Genomic DNA, 19,082 nt, shown 5'->3' with positions numbered 1-19,082 from the left:
AAAGGAGCTATTCGGTTTTCAGGTCCTGCGGCTTTTAAGCTGCAGGCCAGTTGTTGGTGAGGAGTGGGCTGTGCTGCACCTAAATTGGCTGCTGGTTTCAACCTGCAGCCACAGCTAGCAGGCCCGAAGGGCCGCAGGCCTAGGGGCCTGTAAGGGGGCCGCGTAGCCGGCAGACCCAGCCAGCTTGCTGGCGAAGGGCCGAGCAGACCTGCGAGCCCTGCAAGGGCCCGGCCGCCGCAGGCGGCAGGCCCCAAAAAAATCCCCTCCAAAGAGGGGATCGTATAGTTTAGAACTCTCTGCCGCGCAGCAAAACATTTTGTTGATGTTGAGCGATTAGTGGCCTCATTTCTTGGATCATGCGTTCGGCTAGTTGTTGTTGTTCTAGCAAACTCAAATTTCGGACATTATCAAATTGTCGTTCATGTACCAATTCTTTTTGCAAATACTTGTATTTCCAGCAAATACTGAGGTGCCCGGTACTATAATGAAAGTTGATGATCTGGTTTTTTCCTTGCTGCCAAAGATTAAAAGATCGCTGGTCTAGCGGGACGATTTTGCCCTGTCCATTAAAGGCGGCTTGGTTGAGTGTATGGACTACAGTCGAAAATTTTTCGGCTAGGCTTTGCTCCTCTAGTTCGTAGCGGTCCTCGCTTAGGGCCGAGGAGAATTTGAAGAGGCTGTAGGCCAGGATTGCCAGGCCTATAATGACAATGGAGCTGAACATATGTTATTATTTATCTAGATATTTATAAGCAAGGTAGAAAACGGAGGCCGTTAGTAGGGCATGGGCCCACCAAGGCATCATGGCAAAAACTCGATCAATACCCTCTGCGAGTTGGCCAATAATAGCCAATACAAAAAGGATAACAATGCCGATAGCTATGCAGCCAATAGGGCCAATTGTGTTTTGTGGAGGATTGTTTTGCTCAGACATATTTTTGATTTAAAAGGCCTCTGAAAAAGAAGAGGGCCGAGTAGAAAAATTACCATTGCGCTGTAGGCGAAGGGTGTAAGTGAGTATTTGGTTAGAGAGATATTGCAGGCCATCTTTGCCCGTGAGGGTGTTTTGCAGAAAGCCGCCTTTTAGGTTGTTACAGGCCTTGGAGGGCATTTTTTTATAGGGATGCCAGCTTTTGCCATAGTAGAAAAAGGGCTGATAGGAGCCATTGGGCAGGCGAAAGGTATAGCTGCCGCCCGCAGAAATATAGGCGTGGTCGACCACCTCATCCCAGCGGTCTTTAATGCTCACAATCACATCAGATTCATAAGGGGCGCGCACCCGAATTTCTGAGCAATTGCTCCGATAGCCACAACTTAGTCCGCGGCCGAAGCAGTTGGCATAGGGCTGAGCTCCTGTATACAGACTGTTGCCCTGGTATTGTTGGACCTCAATTTCTTCTACAAAACTGGAGAGGGCCGCCGCATGATAACTGCTTGTGCTGCTGGGCCAATCTATGCTCAGGGCGCCCGATTGTAGCGTTTTACTCTGCCCTGTGGCAAAACTAATAAAAGCCGTTTTCCCTCGCTGATCGAGCAAGTTTTTCCCCTTGCTATTGAGTCGGCGACGATAGCTGTTCCAGTCTCGATCGAGTTGTTTTTGGGCCGCTTGCGAGCGGTTGGCGGCAATTTGCTCATCAATTTGTTGCCAAAGGGCTTCAAATTCTTCTTCGGGCACTGTTTTGATGAGTTTATAATCGGGTAATTCTAAAAACCCTTGGCCCTCTGCTTTGCTCTCGCTAATGAGTTGGCGTTTGATTTCGATCTGGATTTTATCCACAAATTCGGCATCAAAGCGCTTGGCAATTTTGGCCTCAATTTGGGCCCATTGGCTATCTACTTTTGCATTTTGAAAGCTAATTTTTGCTAGCTCAATATGGTCCTGCATCTGCCGCTCAACGGGGTATTTGTTGAGCCAAAATTGCTTGTAGAAAACAAAGACGCCAATGCTGGTATCATAAGGAATGCTGTCTAGCTGAAAGCTGTCATTTTGCTTAATAAGGGCCTGAATTTCTGGCGTTTGTTGCTGGATAAGCGCTTCTCTTAGCTGAAGCGCAGCTTGTTTTCTCTTGGCCAAAATTTGAGGAAGCTCTTCTTGCTCAAATCGTTTTTGCCGCTGTTGTCCATCCCAGGCCGCAACCAAAAAGACAATAATGATGGCCAAAGCGGTCAGGATCAATACTTTATTTTTATTCAGCATTAGGCGCGCATTCTTTTTTCTAGGTCTCTCAAAATAATTTCCTTGGCAATGCCCTCGGCAATCTGTTTTATCAGTACTTCAACCAATAGGGAGACCACTTCAGCTTTGAAGCCCAATTTCCGGGCAGTTGCTACACAGACATAGATCTCGTTTTTGTCAATATCCCCATCAATCATCATCAGCATGACCATCTCATAAAGGTTGATCAGGCGGCTAGCATCGGAGCTAGGCGGAACATAGCTGATGATGGTTGGATCTCTAAAGATGGCCAAAAAATGATCTTCGGGAATGCCCCTTTGAACGGCAATATGAGTAATGAACTTCAGCTCTGCCTTATCTAATACTCCATCAGACATGGCTAAGCTGACCAAGAGCTGAAGGTGGCTGAGGTTTTCTCTTTTTCGGCTGCTCAGGCTAGGGCTGTAGCTGCCCCTTTTGGTCGATGAAGGGCTAGCTTTTGTCGCTTTACTTTTGATAGGGCGCTCTTCTTGGCTGTAAATCTTCCAGAGGATAAAAGCGATAACAATGAGTAGAATAATAATCATAGGTATTAATTTTTGTTTATTGAAGTGGTTTGTTTTTCTTCTCTAAGAGCTTTAAGTGAACTGTGTTGTTTTTGGGGCGTTACTCCCGTTGGTCGTCGAACTGCGGCTTGCAGCCTTGTTGTCCGCCTTTGGCGGGTGGTTACTCCCTTTGGTCGTCGAAGACGCCCTAAAGGGCTTGTTGTGGCCGCTCAGCTGTCTTTTTTCTTTTGGCTATATTCTTCGGCGGTTAAATTTATGGGGGGATGGGCCAAGGCCTTTAATTTTTTACGACAATTACCTCTGCTTGACGGATAATTTGGCTAGCCTGCATATAGCCGGGGAGAATAATGCGGAGGATTTCTCGGTCCTGATGGTCTCGACTAGGTTCGCTGCCCAAGACCTTGGCATAGGATTCAATGAGCTGATTATCGGGAAACACAATAGGTCGAATACCAAAGCGGTCGAGTAAGCGCAGCATTTTTTTGCGCATATTGATTAGCGTTTTAAGGGCTTTTCGAGCTTCTTTGCTTTCTTCCTCTTCTTCTTTATTGTTTTGGCGTTCTATTTTTCGGTCGAGGCCATCAATCATTTCAATTAGGCCCACGGCAAAGTCTTTTAGCTGTTCGTATTGGGCTCTTTCTGCCTTTTCTATTTGGTTTTTGAGTTGGATTTCTTTTCGGCCAAAGGCAACGAAATAATCATTGAGTTCTTTTTCTATAGCTGCTTTATCCATTTTAGAAGTTGTTTTAGAGTTGGTTGGGATCAAAAGGGTTTTGGGCGAGTTGGTTTAATGCTTTGATTTTGGGCAGCTCTGGCTGCTCAAACTTTCGGGGGCGCTTGGCCCGAATACGGTCCAGGAATAGAAAGTCGGCGGCTAGGCGTTTGGCTGGATCGAGCAGTTCTTTTTGGGCCTGCATAATATCTTTGGGCGAGTATTTTTTTTCTTTGCGTTGTTTGGCTAGGGCCAAGGGTAGCGCTTTTTGGATGTCTTTTTTGCTGGCGTTTTGGTCTAGGTCCAAAACATCGTATGGATTGTGTAGCATAGCTATAATTAGATTTTTGAAGTAAAGCGAGTGGAATATCTTGATTTAGGGCCCGCAGGGCCCTAAACGGCCTAGCGATGTGCAGCAGTGGCCGTTAGGCCAGACCGAGCCGCTGAAAGCGGCGAAGGGCCGAGCGAATAGCGAGCTGCGAAACGTAGCGCCCGCCGAAGGCGGGAGGCCCCGAAAAAAAATCAAAAATGACCTTCAGAAAGTTGTTTTACCCATTTCATGCGTCCTGCAATAGCTAGCCCCTTACGATTTAAGCTGCTTGAGCTGGCTCGAGTCTCATAGAGGAAACTGTAATCATCAAGAAGACCTCTTCGGCCTGTATATCCTATTTCTCTTTCGAAAAGTACTCTGTTTTCAGAGCCGGGCTCACCAAACTGTTCTAGAGAAAACTGTAGGGCTTCTTGGGCGGCCTCTTTAAATTCCTTTTGATAGTTATAGGTTAAGCTTTTGGCAAACTGTTTCACCTCATTAGCCTGCTTAGTTTCTAGGCCAGAGAAAACATGCTCTAGAAGCAAATGCTTGCTAATAGCAATCGTATTGCGCAAAATGTAAGCACTATCTTCGTGGTAGCTTTGGGCAACTCTCATTTTTTGAAAGGCCTCATACTGCGTAATTTGATCTTCATTAACCTCTCCGATAGCAAGATTGGCCAGATGTGTGGCTAGTAAGTAGTCTAGCTCTTTCTCTCCGCGAAAAATATTTTGCTGTAGGAGGCGAATATTAGCTGTTGTATAATTGCGGTCTCCACGATCTCCGCCTCTTCCATTTTCTAGGTAGCGCAATGCTCTTTGTAAAAGCTCTTGATAGTCTAGAGGAAAGTATTTTTGAATAAGATTTTGCTCGCTTAGGGAGCAAGACTGACTGAGCTGTCTTTGTCGATCTCCTTTAAGCCTTAATTCTATTTCCGCTTCTATTTTTTGTAATTTATCGTAAGCGATTATGGGCTTGGCTTTTTGGTGAGGGGCATGAGCATATCGCCTAATTGCATCAATTTCTGTTTTGTCTTGAATGGGAATGGGAAGTTGATCGGCTAGCTTTAGATATAGTTCATTCGCACTGCTTTTGTCATATTTACCCAAGAAAGGGCTAGGGATATTAAGGCTTGCAAGAGGAAAGTATTGGCAAGCTAGCTGAATAGCTATTTTCTCTGCTTCATAAAACTGCAATAAAGTAGCAGAATAAGAAGACTGTAGATGATCTTCTAGGGTTTTGAGTAAGCGCTTTTGTACTGCTCCTAAGTCAATATTGTCGGAAGAGACGGCTTGATTATTTATATTTTCAGGGTAGGAGAAGCTAGCTCTTTTGGGGCGACTTCCAATAATTTGTCTTTGGCTAAACTGATAGTCGTCATCCCATTCGGTATCCTCCAAGGAGTAGAAGATAACTTCATTATTATAGATGGCGGAAAGAAAAACGGCCAATAACTTCTGAATAAATGTATCGCTTAAGCTAGGTCCTTCTTCAGCAGTTAGTATTTTGAAAGCAGTAACGGCCATCATTTTTAGCTGGTCGGGCGATACCTTAAAAAAATTCTGTCGGGCAGTAAGCAATTGGAAGAGATCAACAAACTTTTCTTGTTGTTGGTAAAGGCCTACGATTCGCTCATGGATATACTTTTTGATCATAGGAAACTCCCTTCTTCGCTCCGGATAAAAGAAAGACAAGGCCTCCGAATAAGTATCCCAGTTCTCCTCTAGGGCTTTGAGCTTTCGCAAATCGCTTCCATAAATTGTAGCATTATAGACCGCCAGCAAGCTCAACATTGTTTTTTGTTTTTGCTGTAGGCAGTAGCGTTTAAGCTCAATAATTTGGGGGTTTCGGCTATAGGTTTCTAACCAGCTAATCTGCTCTAGGGCGGCTTTAAACTGTTTCTTTTGGGCCAGTTGAAAGGCTAGCGCATAGCGGATGGCGGCCACCTCTTTTTTATCCGTATGTCGGTGGAGGTAGTACTCATAATATTGAATGCGACTAGAGGGGATATCCCCATAAATAGCCGTCAAAACATATCTAAAATCAAATCGGCCAATATGGCTGCGGGCTTGGCTAAACTTATCTTTGAGCAGACGGGCATAGTCCGCCGCTTTTTTATAGGTGGCCGCCGCCTGTTTATATTTTTTGGCTTTTTCTGCACTTTGGCCCTCTTCTAGGGAAAACTGCAGCAGATAATTTACTTTTTCTTCTAAAAAGGCTTCTAGGGCGCTTGTTTTATAGCTCAGTTTGGCTGCGGCCAAGAGTTGCTGCACAAAGCTGGCCCAATCATTTAGGTTGGCTTTTTTGCGTAGGGGTTTAAAGCTATATTCTAGCTGTTGGAGCTGTAGATTGGCTAAGGCGGTTTGTAGCTCCCTTTTTTCTTGGCTGCTTAATTGGCTGGGAAAGCGCTCTAAAGCCTGAAGCACTTGAGCCAGAGCTTGGGGCTTCTTTTCGGCCCTCATTTTCTTTAAATAAATGCGATTATAGAGGCGCTGGGCGTCTGCGCTCTTTTCCCAAAAAGGTTGGATAAGCGTCAAAGCAGTCGCTTCATTTTTTCTTTCAAAAAGCGCTTTGGCCTCAGCTAAGATAATCTCCTGTGCAGTTGTACTTTCTTTGGCCAACTGCTGTAGCTCGCTTAGGTAAGGGGCCAGTTCTCTCTTTTTTTGACGATTGCTTAAAAAGAGATAAAAGAGCCGCTGAGCCTTAGCCGATTGGGCCTTGTAGGTTCTAATTTCGGGCAGATATTGTTCTGCTTTTTTGTCCTGTTCAAAAAAGGGCGCCAAAAGGAGGATCCATAAACGGATAGCATTTGCCTCTTTTTGGTCCAGCAAAGGCTGTAAAAGCTGCTTTTTGTCGCTAATTTTTAGCTTGCTTTGGGCCTCAGGCAGTTCTATGTACTTAAAGAGTAGCTTTTTGGACCAGTCCGCCTCGGGGGCAGAAAGGATCAGGTGCCGAAAGGGAATAAACTCTTTTTGGGCCAATAGCTGAGCCGCATGTTCAGCCAACCAATTTGCAACGAAAGGGTAGTCTTCTGCCAAAGGAAGCAGAAAGTCAATAGCGGCCTGTTTGTTTTCGATTTGCAGTAGGGCTGGCCCATCTTGCCGCAAAAATTTCTCGGCTATTATGGGGTATTGTTTGTTCCCCGATTTAAATAGCTTTAGGGCAATTTGGGGCTGGCCTTGTTCTAGGCGTTTTTTGGCCTTTTTGAGGACCGTGCCGTAGTTGTTGTAGTAGGCGCTGTAGCCTCCTGCTAGGGCCAAAATGAGGACAATGACAATAAGGTACATAACTTGGGTTTATAGGGCTGGAATAGTCAGTTTTTGGCCTACTTTAAGCATGGCATCTAAGGCGAGCTCATTGGCTTCTAAGAGGCGTTTGTATTCTTCGTCTTGGCCATAAAAGAAACGAGCCAAGCGAATGGGCGAATCACCTGCTTTTACGGTGTAGACATAAACGGACTTAGGCTGTTCTGCTAAGGCTTGGCGGAGGCTGTCGCTTTCTGTTTTCGCTTGCTTAAGTTGCTTTTGCAAGGCCAGCATTTCTTCTTTTGAGGACTCTTCTTGCTTGGCCACTGGAGCTACGGCCTTTTTGGGCCAAATAAAATATAAAAGGACTGCCAGGGCCAGAAAACTAGCTCCCCAAGCGATTAAAATGGGGGTTCTGCCTCGACGCAGCGCAGCCTGCTCTCTTTTTTTGGCTTGTTGTTTAAGTTGCTCTTTTTCTATACGCTCTTGTTCATCAAGTGCTTGCAATAAGAAAAAGGGCCGCAAATCGCTTTCGCATTGGGGACATTGCTGGCGGTTTTCTTCCAAACCAGCTAGTTCACAAATAGGACAATTCATCTTCTTGAGTTTTTGGGCTAAACCTGATTTTGCAGACTAGAATAGAAACCGCCGCAGCTTGCTGCGGCGGCTCCAAAATAAAATGAGGAACTGGCCTATCGCTTGAGGCTAGTATTGATAAAGGCGGCTGAACTGTCTTCTCCCAAGTATTTTTGTCTGAGGTCCTGATGTTCATTCAATATGGCAAAGCCTTCATCAACTTGACCCCGCTCCATTTTTCGCTCGGCTTGGTCGTGAATGTCTCTGAGGCGTCGAGAGTCGCTCATACTTCCTTTTTCTTTGGCCCGATTGGCGGCCACAATAAATAGAAAGAGGTCTAGTAGCCCCATAAAGTTACTAATGAGCTCCTCTAGCTTTTGCCGCGCCTGCTGAATGGCCAGAATGTCGTTTTCTAGCTCAATTTTTTGCAGCAACATACGGATCAACTCACTGGCTTCTCTACCGATTAGGTTTTCGTAATTATTGAGCAGAATCCGAGCAATCATTATATTGCCATCGGCTGGCTCATGGCTGCTTTCTTCTTGATAATGCTGGGCTTGGGCCACTTCTTCTTTTACTTCATAGATGTGCTTGTCCCAAAGCTGGCTATCGTCATCTGCGGTTTGGGCCAGTTGGTTGGTGGCCTTGAGGCGTTTGACCAAATCGCTTTGTAGTTTTTGCATCTGGCTAGCATTGGCCCCAGAGCGGTTAAAGTTGTTGATCTCCTCATCAATTGTGCGGTAAAACTTCTGGTCCTTATTGCCTCGGGTAATATGAATTTCCGACTTTTGATTGGGTTTGTTCTTGGGCGCAACCAATAGCTTGAGGGTATTGTCGGTGTCTACTTCAAAATGAAAAATAAAGCTGCTGTTGGCGGGATAATCTTCTTCTAAAACCAAAAAGCCCAAGCCAATTTCTTCTTTTCCGCCTTCCTCTTTATTAGAAAAGAGTTCCACCTTAATCAACCTTTGCTGATCTGCCGCTGTTTTGTACTCTCTTTGCTCCACAATGGGGAGCGGAATCTGTCGCTCAACAACCCGCTCAAACTCTTCTTGGCCGTTTTCATCTTCTAGGCGCACATAAATATCATGAGAAGAGCTGTAGAGGACCTGAAATTCTTCCTCTTCTTCTCCCCAGTCTTCCTGCTGCTCCAGTTCTCCACTGTTGCCCAGACGATGGGCCAAAATAGCCGCGCCTTTGGCTACGGCATTCATGGGGTCTTCGCTCAGCTGTACTTTGGCGGCCCCAAATCGCTGCATCAACATCTCATTGACCAAAGGGATTCTAGAACTTCCCCCCACCAGTAAAATGGCATCGATCATATTTTCCTCATAGTTCAGTTCGGCCAATAGATCATCAATCAAGCGAATGGTTTTGGCAATAGTGGGCCGAATGAGGTCCTCAAAATCAACTCGACTAATCTCTATGTCAATGTCAATAAGGTCGCCTTCTTCATCTTCTAACAAATCATCCAATTCAAAATGGCTCCTTTTGCGCTTACTCAAGTCCTTTTTGATGCGCTCTACTTGCTTGCGACTCTCGGCCGCAAAGGCAAAACGAGTTTTCTCTGGCGCATTTTCCAAAAACCGATGAATATGCCCTTCTTCTAAGTCAAACTCATTTTCAACTAGCTGGTAAATATGTTGGCTCAACAAGCGGTCAATATCATCGCCGCCCAACCAACGGTCGCCGCCTGTGCCTTGCTCCATAAATAGCCCATTAGCTACCGTGAGGACCGAAAGGTCAAAGGTGCCACCACCAAAATCATAGACCAAAATGGTTTTGCTTTCTTCCGTTTTTTGGTCTACACCATAGGCAATAGCGGCCGCTGTGGGCTCTGCCAATAGTTTAGAGACAATCAAGCCCGATTTCTCCGCCGCCTTTTTGGTCGCATTCTTCTGCTTGTCATTAAAATAGGCCGGGACCGTAATCACGGCATGGCTCACCTTATCGCCCAAATGGCTCTCTGCATCGCGCTTGATTTTACGCAATACCTCCGCCGAAATATCTTCGGGAGAGTATTCCCGACCATGAAGAACAATGGCTAGGGCATCTTCTGAATTGTGCTTTTTGCGAATGCTATATTTATAGTAGCCATCATTTTTTTTGCTCTCCTTAACCATTTCTTGCACCATAGGGTGGCTAAAGGGCATGCCCATCAAGCGCTTGGCCGAAAAAACAGTGTTTTTGGGGTCTAGAGCCAGTTTGCTATCTACCGCTATTTTTCCAATACTCGCCTGCCCACTACTATCAATATGCACCACCGAGGGGGTGTTTTCTTCTTTTTCAATATTGGGCAATATCTTGGTATCAAGCACCTTATAGGCCATCACGCTATTGGTGGTGCCCAAATCAATTCCAATGACTTTCTGCATAATTTGTCGCCTGTTTATAGTAATGTGAATGCAGGCAGCAAATAAAAAATTTGGCCAACTCTACAGCCCTTGATTTATAGGGGTTTAGTCCTTTTGGCCTCTGCATAAACTGATAGCCCCTGTCAAATATTGATTGTTTTTTACGGGCTTATTGTATCTTGCCAATTTTAGAACTTAAGTTTATGCAAACAGAGAAAGAACGGGCTGCCTTTATGCGCAACCTACAGTACAAAGCCTATGGATTATTGGCGATAAAGCTAGTCGTTATCGGGCTACTTTTCTTTTATCTAGACAATGATCCCTGGATGAATTGGCTGCTTTTGGCCTATTTGCTCTTTAGCCTCTTCCGAACCTTCCAAATGCTCAAAAAGGGCAAATCACTGATGGGGGAGTAGTGGACTGTTTTGGGGCCTCCGCAGCAAAGCTGCGGCGCTACGCTTCAGGGCTCGCAGGTCTGCTCGGCCCTGCAGTTTTTTCGCTACGCTCAAAAACTTGGGTCTGCGGCTTCGCCGCCCCCTTTCGCATCGCTAGGCCGTTTGGCCTTCGGCCATGGCGGCGAAGCCACCAGCTATTCATCGCCTAGGGGCAAGAAAGGGCAGACACAAAATTTTAATATTAGTCCCTCAACTTTTTCTCGGCCTTTTAAAAAAAGGAGAAATAAAGAAAGTGTCTTTTGGCGGTTAGTCAGTTTTGGGCTGAAGCTTAATGGAAAGCTAGTTCCTTATGTGGGGGCTGGAGTTGAAAGTGATTTTGGGAATTAGAAAATTAAATTTTATGAAAAAGAAGGTTATAGTATTTATATTATTCTTTATTTGCTTGTTTGGCTGTGCTCCTAGTGGTTCTTACATTCGCTTTGAAAGTTTTAGGAATTACGGTAAGTTTAATGAAGCCTCACTATCTAGTCGTCGTTCTGTATTATTCGATGGGTATTATATTTTTCAAACGGAAGATGGAAGCTGGTATCATTATATGTTTGGTCAAAATGGGGAGTTTTTTTTGAGAGGTGCATATGACGTAGAAACAGCAGATATGATGTTTGATATAGCAAAGTTTAATATTGTTTTTGAATTGGAAAACAAGACTTGGCGGCAGGGTAAGTATGGTTGTTTTTCCGTAAGAGATTCTTTTGTAGATATAGAATATGCATTTTACGTAGGGACACTTAGAGAAAACTGGTTGTATGATTTAAAAGGTTATTTCCGTCCTTCAAAGCGCCAGTTAATCATAACTTCTGAAAATGATAGGAGTAAACAAAAGATAACAGAAATGAATCGAGTTTGCGAATTTTATGAGTTTCCAGAAGAATTTAAAAAGGAATTGGATTCCTTATACCGTGCAACAGGAGGGTGGACTATACCTAAGGATGAATAGATATCCTTAGCCCTTCTGTCGTTTCTCTTTTTTCTTTGGGCTGTTTTCTTCGGCGGTTAGTCAGTTTTGGGCCCATGGGCTGAAGCCTATGCTTGTAGACTGAGCAAACTGGCGGGCTAAAGCTGTAGGTTAAAACCTACAGCCAATTAACGAATACATTTTAATATAAAATAGAGGGTTAAAACCCTCCATAAATAAACAGCTTTCCTTGTATTAGAAGATATTATGGGCCGATGGTTTCAACCATCGGCTCATTTTATTGCGTTTAGTATAGCTTCTTTTGTTGCTGTAGGTTTCAACCCAATGTATATATATCCATCCTACAGGCCCGAAGGGCCGCAGGCCTAGGGGCCTGAAAGGGGGCCGCGCAGCGGCAGACCGAGCCAGCTTGCTGGCGCAGGGCCGAGCAGACCTGCGAGCCCTGCAAGGGCCCGGCCGCCGAAGGCGGCAGGCCCCAAAAAACATAAATCGTAAAATAAAAACCTGAAAATGAAAAAGTTATTATCCTTAGTTATTTTGAGCTTGGGCTTATTGTCTTGCCAACCAGCGGTACAAGCACCAACAGCAGAAGAAAAACGGCCTTTGGCTGCAGTAGAAGAGCAGAAAATTACAGTAGAGGAAGAAAAAGAAGCAGAAGTTTGGTTTCAAAAAACGGCTAGGGCAAAGGACATTAAGTTTAAGCTGAAAGGAGAGGAGTTGTACTATTTTTTCAGTAAGGATTGTGTTTATCCTTTTTCTTATGAGTGGCAGGAAAAGCAGTTATTGGTGTATTGGCCTAAAGAAATGCAGGTTATACGTAAATATAGTTCTTACTATGAACTAATTAGTGAAGACTGTCTAAAAGAACTGCCATTTCATGCTGCTGTGCAAGCCGATTCTCTTTTTGCGATTTATAAGCTGAATGCAGGCGAAGATCACTTTTTGGCCACTTATAGGGATAGCCTTTTGCCTCGAAAATATCCTCAGTTTTTTCCGGATAGCTTAGTGCTGGGAGAAAACTACCAACTACCTTTTGTGGTGCAGGAGGATAGCGTTTGGGGGAGCTCAAATGGCATCACTTTGAAATTTACGGAACGAAACATGTTGTATATGTATAATATGCAGTGTTATTTTGAATTTCCGATTAGTTATGAAAATGGGGCAGCAGTTATATATTGGGCTGATAGACCAGATTGCAAATGGGATATGATGCATAGAAAAGCTTGGGCTCGTCCTGTTCCCCAAAAAGGGGAGCCATTTGCTCGCTTAGAACTTTATGCTGCGGATAGCATAGCTGTACATTATTATTATCCGGAATGGAAGGCCGCCTATAATGCAGCGCAAGTGAAACTGGATCATTTTCCGAATACTTTTTTTCGTGCTGATATAGCTTATAAATCTAATGTAGAAGAGTAAAGGGGGGAAATGAAACTGCCCTTGCCCCTAAATTAGGACGGGTTCTTATTAAAAAAGTATAAACCGTAAACAGAATGAATGAATCAGAATATAGACTAAAGAAAATAATAAACGGTAGAGGCTACATTGCAGAAATTCAATGCAAGTTACTGGAAGAACGTGTTAATTCTAAGTGTCAAATAGATATTTCGTTTGATACTAGTATTGGTTTAGAATGGCAGCAGTATCTAAAATTAGGAGCAAGTTTAATTGAGTATCATTATTCATTTGTTGCTAATAAGTATTTAAAAGTTAATATTTCTTCTATTACTGCTTTTCCCATAGATACAACACCAATGATGATCATCTATGTCTTGATTCATGCTGTTGGAGAACTAATAGGTATAAATCCTAAAGAGATTGTTTATTTAGATGAACAGTCTGGGAATTTTACCTTTCTAAGGTAGATAGCTGTTCATCCGTAATAGTAGCAGACCCCATCTTTTCACGCCAGTTGTCTCATCTGTATTGATTTGCCGTTGGGGCCTCCCGCCTTCGGCGGGCGCTACGTTTCGGGGCTCGCTGCTCGCTCGGCCCTGCGCGGGCTTCGCCCACTGGGTCTGGCCTTTGGCCACCCCTGCACATCGGTTACTCCCGTTGGTCGTCGAACTGCGCCCTAAAGGGCTTGTTGTGGCCGTTTGGCCTTCGGCCATGGCGGCTTCGCCGCCTGCTATTCATCGCCTAGGGACAAGCCCCTAGGCGCAGGAAAGGGCATACACAAGATTTTAATATTAGTCCCTCAACTTTTTCTTGTGAGCTTGGAAGGGAGGGGAGAGAGAATAAGCCTTTTAAGAACTAGTTGGTTTTGGTTCCATGGGCTGAAGCCCATGGTTGTGGGGCTATGCAAACTGGCGGGCTAAAGCCCTTGTTTGCTATAAAATGGAAAAGGTTCGCTCCAAGAAAAACAACAACCGCCCAACCACAACCGCAAAGAAAAATCCCCTCGAATGAGGGGATGGCAATTTTTTCGATAGCCTAGGGCCTTGGCCCTAGGGTTCCTATGAAATTTATGGGGGAGACAAAACAAAATCAAACAACCGAAGAAAAAATAACCCTTGTTCAAAGCGGTAGAGGATTTTAATCCTCTCCGCACTATAGATGCAGAAAGGGGTTGTTGTATGGCTGTAGGTTATATATATCCATCCTACAGGCGGCGAAGCCGCCGCAAAGGAGCGAAGCGACTTGGCCTAGGGGCCTGAAAGGGTGCCGCGCAGCGGCAGACCTAGCCAGCTTGCTGGCGCAGGGCCGAGCAGACCTGCGAGCCCTGAAAGGGCCCGGCCGCCTTTGGCGGCAGGCCCCAAAAAATAAAAATCGAACAATAAAAAAAAGGGCCAAGAACTAATAACTTGAACCCTTGTTTAGGTTTGGGAAAAGCCTGTTAGGGGAGGCCGTGGGGCCCTGAAAAAGGCGCCGGGGGCAAAAGAAAGGCGGGGCTGTCCATCCTATCTGGAAACAATTTCTTATTTTGGACAGAAATCAAAAAAAATTGCCATGCCCACAAACAAAAATGCTTTATTGCGCTATCAAGTGTTGAATAATTGTTTTGGAAACCCCTACCGAAAGTATTTTATACAAGACCTTATTGCTGCGGTTAATGATGCCTTGGCCGATGAGGGCTGTAAGGTGGGGCGAAGTCAGATTTATAATGACATTAAGTACATGGAAAGTGAGTTGGGCTATCGGGCGCCAATTAAGCGCCTACGAGAGGGGCATAAGGTTTATATGCGCTATGATCCCATAGATTTCTCGATTCATAAAACGCCTTTGGGGCCCAAAGAAAATGCACAATTAGAAGATGCCCTGAATATTTTGGAGCGCCTAGAGAGCTTTCAGAGCTTTGATTGGTTGACAGAGCTCTTGCCCAAGATTAAGCAGAAACTGGGCTTTGCTCGCCCCGAACAAGCCTCAATCATCTTTTTTGATGAAAATAAAGACTATCAGGGCCTAGAGCATTTGCGCCCTTTGTTTACAGCGATAAAAGAAGAGCAGTGTTTGCGTATTGCCTACCAAAGTTTTCGGGAAGAATCGGGAAAAGAGGAGTTCAATTTTCATCCACAGGTCCTCAAACAATACAATAAGCGCTGGTTTGTTTTTGGGCGAGATGAAGACCGAGATTTTGACTATCGCAATTTGGCTCTAGACCGCATCCAAAAGTTAGAGGATAGCCTTTTGGCTTATAAAAAAGTGGAAATTGACTGGGAAAATGATTTCTTTAAGGACATCATTGGGGTGTCTAAGGATTGGGAGCAGCAAAAAGAAGAGATAAAAATTTGGGTGGCGGCCGAACAAGCCCCCTATACCGAAAGTAAACCCATTCATTCTTCTCAAAAATTGCTTGAGCGTAGAGAGGATGGCAGTATTGTGATTAGCCTAGAGCTGCGCCCCAATTATGAACTGCAACAACAACTGCTGATGGCGGCCGAAAAATATAAGGTCTTATCGCCAGCTTCTTTACAAACTTTATTATACCATCGCCTCAAAAAGGCGGTAGAGCGTTACGAACCCTAAATTTAGTCTTATGCGATTTCTTAGCCTTTTACTTTTGCTTTTTGGCCTTGCCGCCTGCAATTTGGATCTCCCTTCTGCGGATAATCCTAGCTTTTCTAGCCTAGAGTACTTCTATCTGGCCCAAGAAAAACACAACCACGGGAAGTTTGATACGGCCTATGTACTATATACAGCAGCCATCGAAGCTATTCCGGAAGAAGCCGAATTTTATTATGAAAGAGGGCGCTTGCTCTATGATATGGACCGCTATAAGGAGGCCCTAGCCGATTATGCCCAAGCGATTAAGTTGGATGAAAGTCAGGCCAAATACTATCATGCACAAGCCGTCATTTATGCCGAAGAAGAACAGTTTGATTTGGCTTTGCCCGCTTTGCGAAAAGCCGTGGAAATTAGTCCCGAAAATGAAAGCCTGCACTCACTTTTAGGCGATATTCATTTGCAACAAGGCGATACCTTGGGCGCCCTAGATGATTATCAGGCCTTTTTGCGTTTGCAACCTCAGCGGCCGGACTTTAGAGATAAGCTGGCCAATATTTACTATAGTTTGGGCAATATGAAAAGAGCCCGAAAAGAGGCAGAGTTGGCCCTGCGTATGGATGATAAAAATGCAAATTACTATTACACTTACGCCCTTATTCTTAGCGAACTTGGAGAAGATGCCCTAGCTTTGGACGGCTGCCGAAAAGCCCTAGAATTAGATCCCACCCAACGCGACTTCTATTATCTAGCCGCTGTCATGGCACTCAATATGGGCGAAAATGCCGAGGCTTGCGATTATCTGCAAAAAGCAGCCGAGGCTGGCGATGAAGATGCGGCCGAACTACAGGCAGAATACTGCGCTCAAAATTCTTAAGATGATTGTTTATCGTGCTATCCGACAGCGAGAAATGACTGACTTTTTGGCCCATGACCCCAGTTTTGCCGGGGCTGGGCCTATTGCGATTAGCCAAATTCGTGGCGCTTCTCATGCCGCCAATCCCCAAGCTGAAGCCGAGGACGTTTTGCTCCTTTTGGCTGAGGAAGATGGGCTTTTGGTCGGTTATTTGGGCGCCTTGCCCAACCGTTTGCAGGGAAAAGTAGGAGAGGAGCGCTTTGCTTGGTTGTCTTGCCTCTGGATTGATCCCAATATGCGGGGAAGAGGCTTGGCTAAATCACTTTTGGAACAGATGTATATGGCTTGGTCGGGCCGCCTGATGATTACGGAGTTTACTCCCGCCGCCAAAGGACTCTACGACAAAAGTGGTTATTTCCAAGATTTGGCCCAACCCAAGGGCCTCCGTCTTTATTTGTATAGCCCCCTAGCCAAGGTGCTGCCCAAAAAAGACCCCAAAAAATGGCGACCCTATTTGCCGATCTTCAATTTGTTGGAACAGCTGTCTTTTGGTCCCCAAAATATGCGCATGCTCTTTTTGGCCAAAGGAAAATACCGCTGCGAATCAGACAAAAATTGGCGGCCCGAAGCGAATAAGCTACTGAGCGAGCAAAAAGAGGGCTTTCTTCGGGGACCAAAAGATTTTGACTGGATATTAAATTATCCCTGGCTACAAGAAGGTCCAGAAGATGAAGCGGCCAAACGCTATTATTTTTCTAGCAAAGCCAAAAGTCTGGACAATGGCTATCTCTATTTTTATGAGGGTCAAACGCTAAAAGCAGCCGTTTTGTATTTGTTGCGAGACGGTCATTTGCGCCTACCTTATGTCTTTATGCCCCAGGCCGATGCCAGCGAGCTCATTCGCGCGCTACTATTTTGGATGCGCCAAAAACGAGTCATTTATCTAACTACTTATCAAGAACAACTTGTAGAGGCCCTGCAGGCCAAGAAATGGCCCTTTTTGGGCAGCCGCCCCCAAGCAAGACATTATATTATCACGCATCCCTTGGCCAAAACCCTAGGCGATCAGCCTTTTCCTATTCAGGATGGCGATGGCGATGCCGCTTTTACTTAATGATTACATTTTTTAGTCCTTCAACTTTTTCTGGAGTTAACAAAAAGAAATCTCAATAGAATTTTGCTAGGGTAGAGGGGCTGTTGAGATCGTCTTAGCCCAGCTCCATTTGCAAACTGGCTAGATCTTCGGCTTTGCTAGCTAGTAATTGCAAAGTGTCGCCAGCTTCTATTTTGGTATGAGCGGTAGGGACCAAATACTGCTGTTTTCGGATAATTAGGACCACCATACAATCGGCAGGAAAGTGAATATCGGCCAACTTTTGATCAATTAAAGGACTTTCTGCAGAAATGTAGACCTCTGCAGTTTCTACCTTACTTTCTTCCTCTAGTGCCAAAGAACGAGCTTGAGTTAAAGCAGACACTTTGAGGTCTACTAAACCTAATAAACGGGCAAAAAAGGGAATGCTCATGCCCTGCAGAGCAATAGAAACTAAGGTGAGAAAAAAGACCAAATTAAAAATGAGATTAGAGGACTGAATGCCCATGACCATCGGAATGGTGGCAAAAACAATAGGAGCCGCCCCACGAAGCCCTACCCAAGAAATAAACAATTTAGATTTAAAATCGAGTTTGGTCCAAGATAAGCCAATAAAAACACTAATTGGTCGAGCAATGAACATCAGGAAAAAGGCAAGGGCTAAGCCCATGGGCCAAACGGCCAAGAGTTGAGAAGGAAAAACCAAAAGGCCCAAACTCAAGAAGAGAATGATTTGCATCAACCAGGCAAAACCATCAAAAAATTGTCGAATACTCAGCTTCTGAGTCAATTGACTGTTGGCCAAGAAAACAGCAGACACATAAACCGCTAGAAAGCCATTACCAGACAAGAGCTCGCTGCTAGCATAGGCCAAAAAACTAAGCGAAAGGGCCAAAACGGGATACAAGCCCTTAAAATCTAAGCGAATATTGTTAATTAACCATTTGCTCAACCTGCCCATAAGGTAGCCAATAGAAACACCTACAACTAATTGCAGAATTAGTTGTAGAAGGGCTGGAGCCAAATTCATATCACCTTTTAATACCGCTCCAGCAAGCAAACTGGTCAGAAAATAAGCCATAGGGTCATTACTCCCGCTTTCTAACTCCAAAATAGGCCGAATCCCATGCTTTAAGTGAATATTGGTCGAACCCAAAATAGAAAAAACAGCCGCAGCATCAGTTGAGGATACAATAGCGCCCAATAAAAAAGCGTCTAACCAACTCCAATCAAAAAAGTAATGAGCAAAAATTCCCACAGCCGCCGCCGTAATAAAAACGCCCAAGGTCGCCAAGGTCAATCCTTTGCCCAAAACCAAGCGAACAGCTCCCCAGCGAGTATCTAAGCCCCCCGAAAATAAAATGATGTTTAAGGCAATGATGCCTATAAATTGAGCCAACTGAGAATCATCAAAGTAAATGCCGCCAAATCCCTCAGAACCCGCTAACATACCCACCAATAAGAATAAAATTAAGGTGGGTAACCCTAAGCGAAAAGAGGTTTTCCCAGCCAAAACACTAAGCAACAATAAGAGCGCCCCAGAAAAAATAATGTGTACCGTATCCATCTTTAACTATTTAGGCCGCTATAATAGTTATTAAATAGAATAGTCATATCTATAGAAGTTAATATTTGGATTACTTTAATAGTTTTTAGTCCCTCAACTTTTTCTGCCAAAGAATAACTGGCGCTCTTTTCTTTTGTAATAGAAGGATTTGGGGCCCACGGCCGGCTAGGCTTTGCCTAGCTCGGCCGCCGCTATGTTTAAATTCATGAGGGTTTCAACCCTCATTTCATAAATTATCGCGAAGCGATAGCATTGTTGCGGTGGGTTTTAACCTACCGAAAAAAGGTCCTCCGCAGCGCTAGGCGGCAAAGGGTAAATAAAAATATTAGTCCCTCAAC

17 protein-coding genes are annotated in these 19,082 nt (G+C 44.7%); 7 read left to right on the top strand and 10 right to left on the bottom strand.

Annotated elements, in window-relative coordinates:
- Nucleotides 1-286: 286 nt before the first annotated feature.
- From SGRA_RS18640 to SGRA_RS18600, 9 genes are all read right to left on the bottom strand, one after another.
- Nucleotides 287-724, bottom strand: a complete 438-nt coding sequence (locus SGRA_RS18640) for a hypothetical protein (protein ID WP_015694385.1) — start codon at nucleotides 722-724, stop codon at nucleotides 287-289.
- 6 nt (nucleotides 725-730) lie between these two features.
- Complete coding sequence (locus SGRA_RS18635) at nucleotides 731-934, bottom strand: hypothetical protein (protein WP_015694384.1); 204 nt, start codon at nucleotides 932-934, stop codon at nucleotides 731-733.
- 9 nt (nucleotides 935-943) lie between these two features.
- Nucleotides 944-2,197: a hypothetical protein gene (locus SGRA_RS18630; RefSeq protein ID WP_015694383.1), complete on the bottom strand. Its 1,254-nt coding sequence runs from the start codon at nucleotides 2,195-2,197 to the stop codon at nucleotides 944-946.
- Nucleotides 2,197-2,742 (bottom strand): TerB family tellurite resistance protein, encoded by a 546-nt coding sequence (locus SGRA_RS18625; RefSeq protein ID WP_015694382.1) that lies wholly within the window; start codon nucleotides 2,740-2,742, stop codon nucleotides 2,197-2,199. Before SGRA_RS18625 ends, SGRA_RS18630 begins: the two co-directional genes overlap by 1 nt.
- A 256-nt stretch (nucleotides 2,743-2,998) precedes the next feature.
- Nucleotides 2,999-3,454: a nucleotide exchange factor GrpE gene (gene grpE / locus SGRA_RS18620; protein WP_015694381.1), complete on the bottom strand. Its 456-nt coding sequence runs from the start codon at nucleotides 3,452-3,454 to the stop codon at nucleotides 2,999-3,001.
- A gap of 13 nt (nucleotides 3,455-3,467) precedes the next feature.
- Nucleotides 3,468-3,764, bottom strand: a complete 297-nt coding sequence (locus tag SGRA_RS18615; RefSeq protein ID WP_015694380.1) for a molecular chaperone DnaJ — start codon at nucleotides 3,762-3,764, stop codon at nucleotides 3,468-3,470.
- Nucleotides 3,765-3,955: 191 nt separating this feature from the next.
- The gene (locus SGRA_RS18610; RefSeq protein ID WP_015694379.1) at nucleotides 3,956-7,030 is read right to left on the bottom strand and encodes a hypothetical protein; all 3,075 of its coding nucleotides are present in this window, start codon (nucleotides 7,028-7,030) and stop codon (nucleotides 3,956-3,958) included.
- Between the two features lie 9 nt (nucleotides 7,031-7,039).
- A complete protein-coding gene (locus SGRA_RS18605) occupies nucleotides 7,040-7,585 on the bottom strand; it encodes a LysM peptidoglycan-binding domain-containing protein (protein WP_015694378.1) in 546 nt (181 codons plus the stop codon).
- A 95-nt stretch (nucleotides 7,586-7,680) separates the two neighbouring features.
- Complete coding sequence (locus SGRA_RS18600; protein WP_015694377.1) at nucleotides 7,681-9,939, bottom strand: Hsp70 family protein; 2,259 nt, start codon at nucleotides 9,937-9,939, stop codon at nucleotides 7,681-7,683.
- A 182-nt stretch (nucleotides 9,940-10,121) separates the two neighbouring features.
- Between SGRA_RS18600 and SGRA_RS18595 the strand changes: the two genes are divergently transcribed.
- From SGRA_RS18595 to SGRA_RS18550, 7 genes are all read left to right on the top strand, one after another.
- Nucleotides 10,122-10,334, top strand: coding sequence for a hypothetical protein (locus tag SGRA_RS18595; RefSeq protein ID WP_015694376.1), 213 nt, complete (start codon nucleotides 10,122-10,124; stop codon nucleotides 10,332-10,334).
- A gap of 379 nt (nucleotides 10,335-10,713) precedes the next feature.
- Nucleotides 10,714-11,310: a hypothetical protein gene (locus SGRA_RS18585; protein ID WP_015694374.1), complete on the top strand. Its 597-nt coding sequence runs from the start codon at nucleotides 10,714-10,716 to the stop codon at nucleotides 11,308-11,310.
- 489 nt (nucleotides 11,311-11,799) lie between these two features.
- Nucleotides 11,800-12,705, top strand: a complete 906-nt coding sequence (locus tag SGRA_RS18580) for a hypothetical protein (protein WP_015694373.1) — start codon at nucleotides 11,800-11,802, stop codon at nucleotides 12,703-12,705.
- A gap of 74 nt (nucleotides 12,706-12,779) precedes the next feature.
- On the top strand, nucleotides 12,780-13,151 hold the full coding sequence (locus SGRA_RS18575; protein ID WP_015694372.1) for a hypothetical protein: 372 nt from the start codon (nucleotides 12,780-12,782) through the stop codon (nucleotides 13,149-13,151).
- 1,084 nt (nucleotides 13,152-14,235) lie between these two features.
- A complete protein-coding gene (locus SGRA_RS18560) occupies nucleotides 14,236-15,252 on the top strand; it encodes a helix-turn-helix transcriptional regulator (protein WP_015694370.1) in 1,017 nt (338 codons plus the stop codon).
- Between the two features lie 10 nt (nucleotides 15,253-15,262).
- Entirely contained in the window at nucleotides 15,263-16,105 is an 843-nt protein-coding gene (locus tag SGRA_RS18555) for a tetratricopeptide repeat protein (protein WP_015694369.1), read from the top strand.
- Between the two features lies 1 nt (nucleotide 16,106).
- Entirely contained in the window at nucleotides 16,107-17,198 is a 1,092-nt protein-coding gene (locus tag SGRA_RS18550; RefSeq protein ID WP_015694368.1) for a GNAT family N-acetyltransferase, read from the top strand.
- A gap of 94 nt (nucleotides 17,199-17,292) precedes the next feature.
- Here SGRA_RS18550 and SGRA_RS18545 read toward each other — a convergent pair whose 3' ends face one another.
- Entirely contained in the window at nucleotides 17,293-18,744 is a 1,452-nt protein-coding gene (locus tag SGRA_RS18545) for a potassium/proton antiporter (protein ID WP_015694367.1), read from the bottom strand.
- Nucleotides 18,745-19,082 lie beyond the last annotated feature (338 nt).

The sequence above is a fragment of the Saprospira grandis str. Lewin genome, assembly GCF_000250635.1.
Taxonomy (GTDB): domain Bacteria; phylum Bacteroidota; class Bacteroidia; order Chitinophagales; family Saprospiraceae; genus Saprospira; species Saprospira grandis.
This window is presented reverse-complemented; position numbering and strand designations above follow the sequence as displayed.

Excerpts from the sequence above, each read along its gene's own strand:
- SGRA_RS18640 (WP_015694385.1), bottom strand. The coding sequence starts at position 724 with ATGTTCAGCTCCATTGTCATTATAGGCCTGGCAATCCTGGCCTACAGC.
- SGRA_RS18635 (WP_015694384.1), bottom strand. The coding sequence starts at position 934 with ATGTCTGAGCAAAACAATCCTCCACAAAACACAATTGGCCCTATTGGC.
- SGRA_RS18630 (WP_015694383.1), bottom strand. The coding sequence starts at position 2,197 with ATGCTGAATAAAAATAAAGTATTGATCCTGACCGCTTTGGCCATCATT.
- SGRA_RS18625 (WP_015694382.1), bottom strand. The coding sequence starts at position 2,742 with ATGATTATTATTCTACTCATTGTTATCGCTTTTATCCTCTGGAAGATT.
- grpE (WP_015694381.1), bottom strand. The coding sequence starts at position 3,454 with ATGGATAAAGCAGCTATAGAAAAAGAACTCAATGATTATTTCGTTGCC.
- SGRA_RS18615 (WP_015694380.1), bottom strand. The coding sequence starts at position 3,764 with ATGCTACACAATCCATACGATGTTTTGGACCTAGACCAAAACGCCAGC.
- SGRA_RS18610 (WP_015694379.1), bottom strand. The coding sequence starts at position 7,030 with ATGTACCTTATTGTCATTGTCCTCATTTTGGCCCTAGCAGGAGGCTAC.
- SGRA_RS18605 (WP_015694378.1), bottom strand. The coding sequence starts at position 7,585 with ATGAATTGTCCTATTTGTGAACTAGCTGGTTTGGAAGAAAACCGCCAG.
- SGRA_RS18600 (WP_015694377.1), bottom strand. The coding sequence starts at position 9,939 with ATGCAGAAAGTCATTGGAATTGATTTGGGCACCACCAATAGCGTGATG.
- SGRA_RS18595 (WP_015694376.1), top strand. The coding sequence starts at position 10,122 with ATGCAAACAGAGAAAGAACGGGCTGCCTTTATGCGCAACCTACAGTAC.
- SGRA_RS18585 (WP_015694374.1), top strand. The coding sequence starts at position 10,714 with ATGAAAAAGAAGGTTATAGTATTTATATTATTCTTTATTTGCTTGTTT.
- SGRA_RS18580 (WP_015694373.1), top strand. The coding sequence starts at position 11,800 with ATGAAAAAGTTATTATCCTTAGTTATTTTGAGCTTGGGCTTATTGTCT.
- SGRA_RS18575 (WP_015694372.1), top strand. The coding sequence starts at position 12,780 with ATGAATGAATCAGAATATAGACTAAAGAAAATAATAAACGGTAGAGGC.
- SGRA_RS18560 (WP_015694370.1), top strand. The coding sequence starts at position 14,236 with ATGCCCACAAACAAAAATGCTTTATTGCGCTATCAAGTGTTGAATAAT.
- SGRA_RS18555 (WP_015694369.1), top strand. The coding sequence starts at position 15,263 with ATGCGATTTCTTAGCCTTTTACTTTTGCTTTTTGGCCTTGCCGCCTGC.
- SGRA_RS18550 (WP_015694368.1), top strand. The coding sequence starts at position 16,107 with ATGATTGTTTATCGTGCTATCCGACAGCGAGAAATGACTGACTTTTTG.
- SGRA_RS18545 (WP_015694367.1), bottom strand. The coding sequence starts at position 18,744 with ATGGATACGGTACACATTATTTTTTCTGGGGCGCTCTTATTGTTGCTT.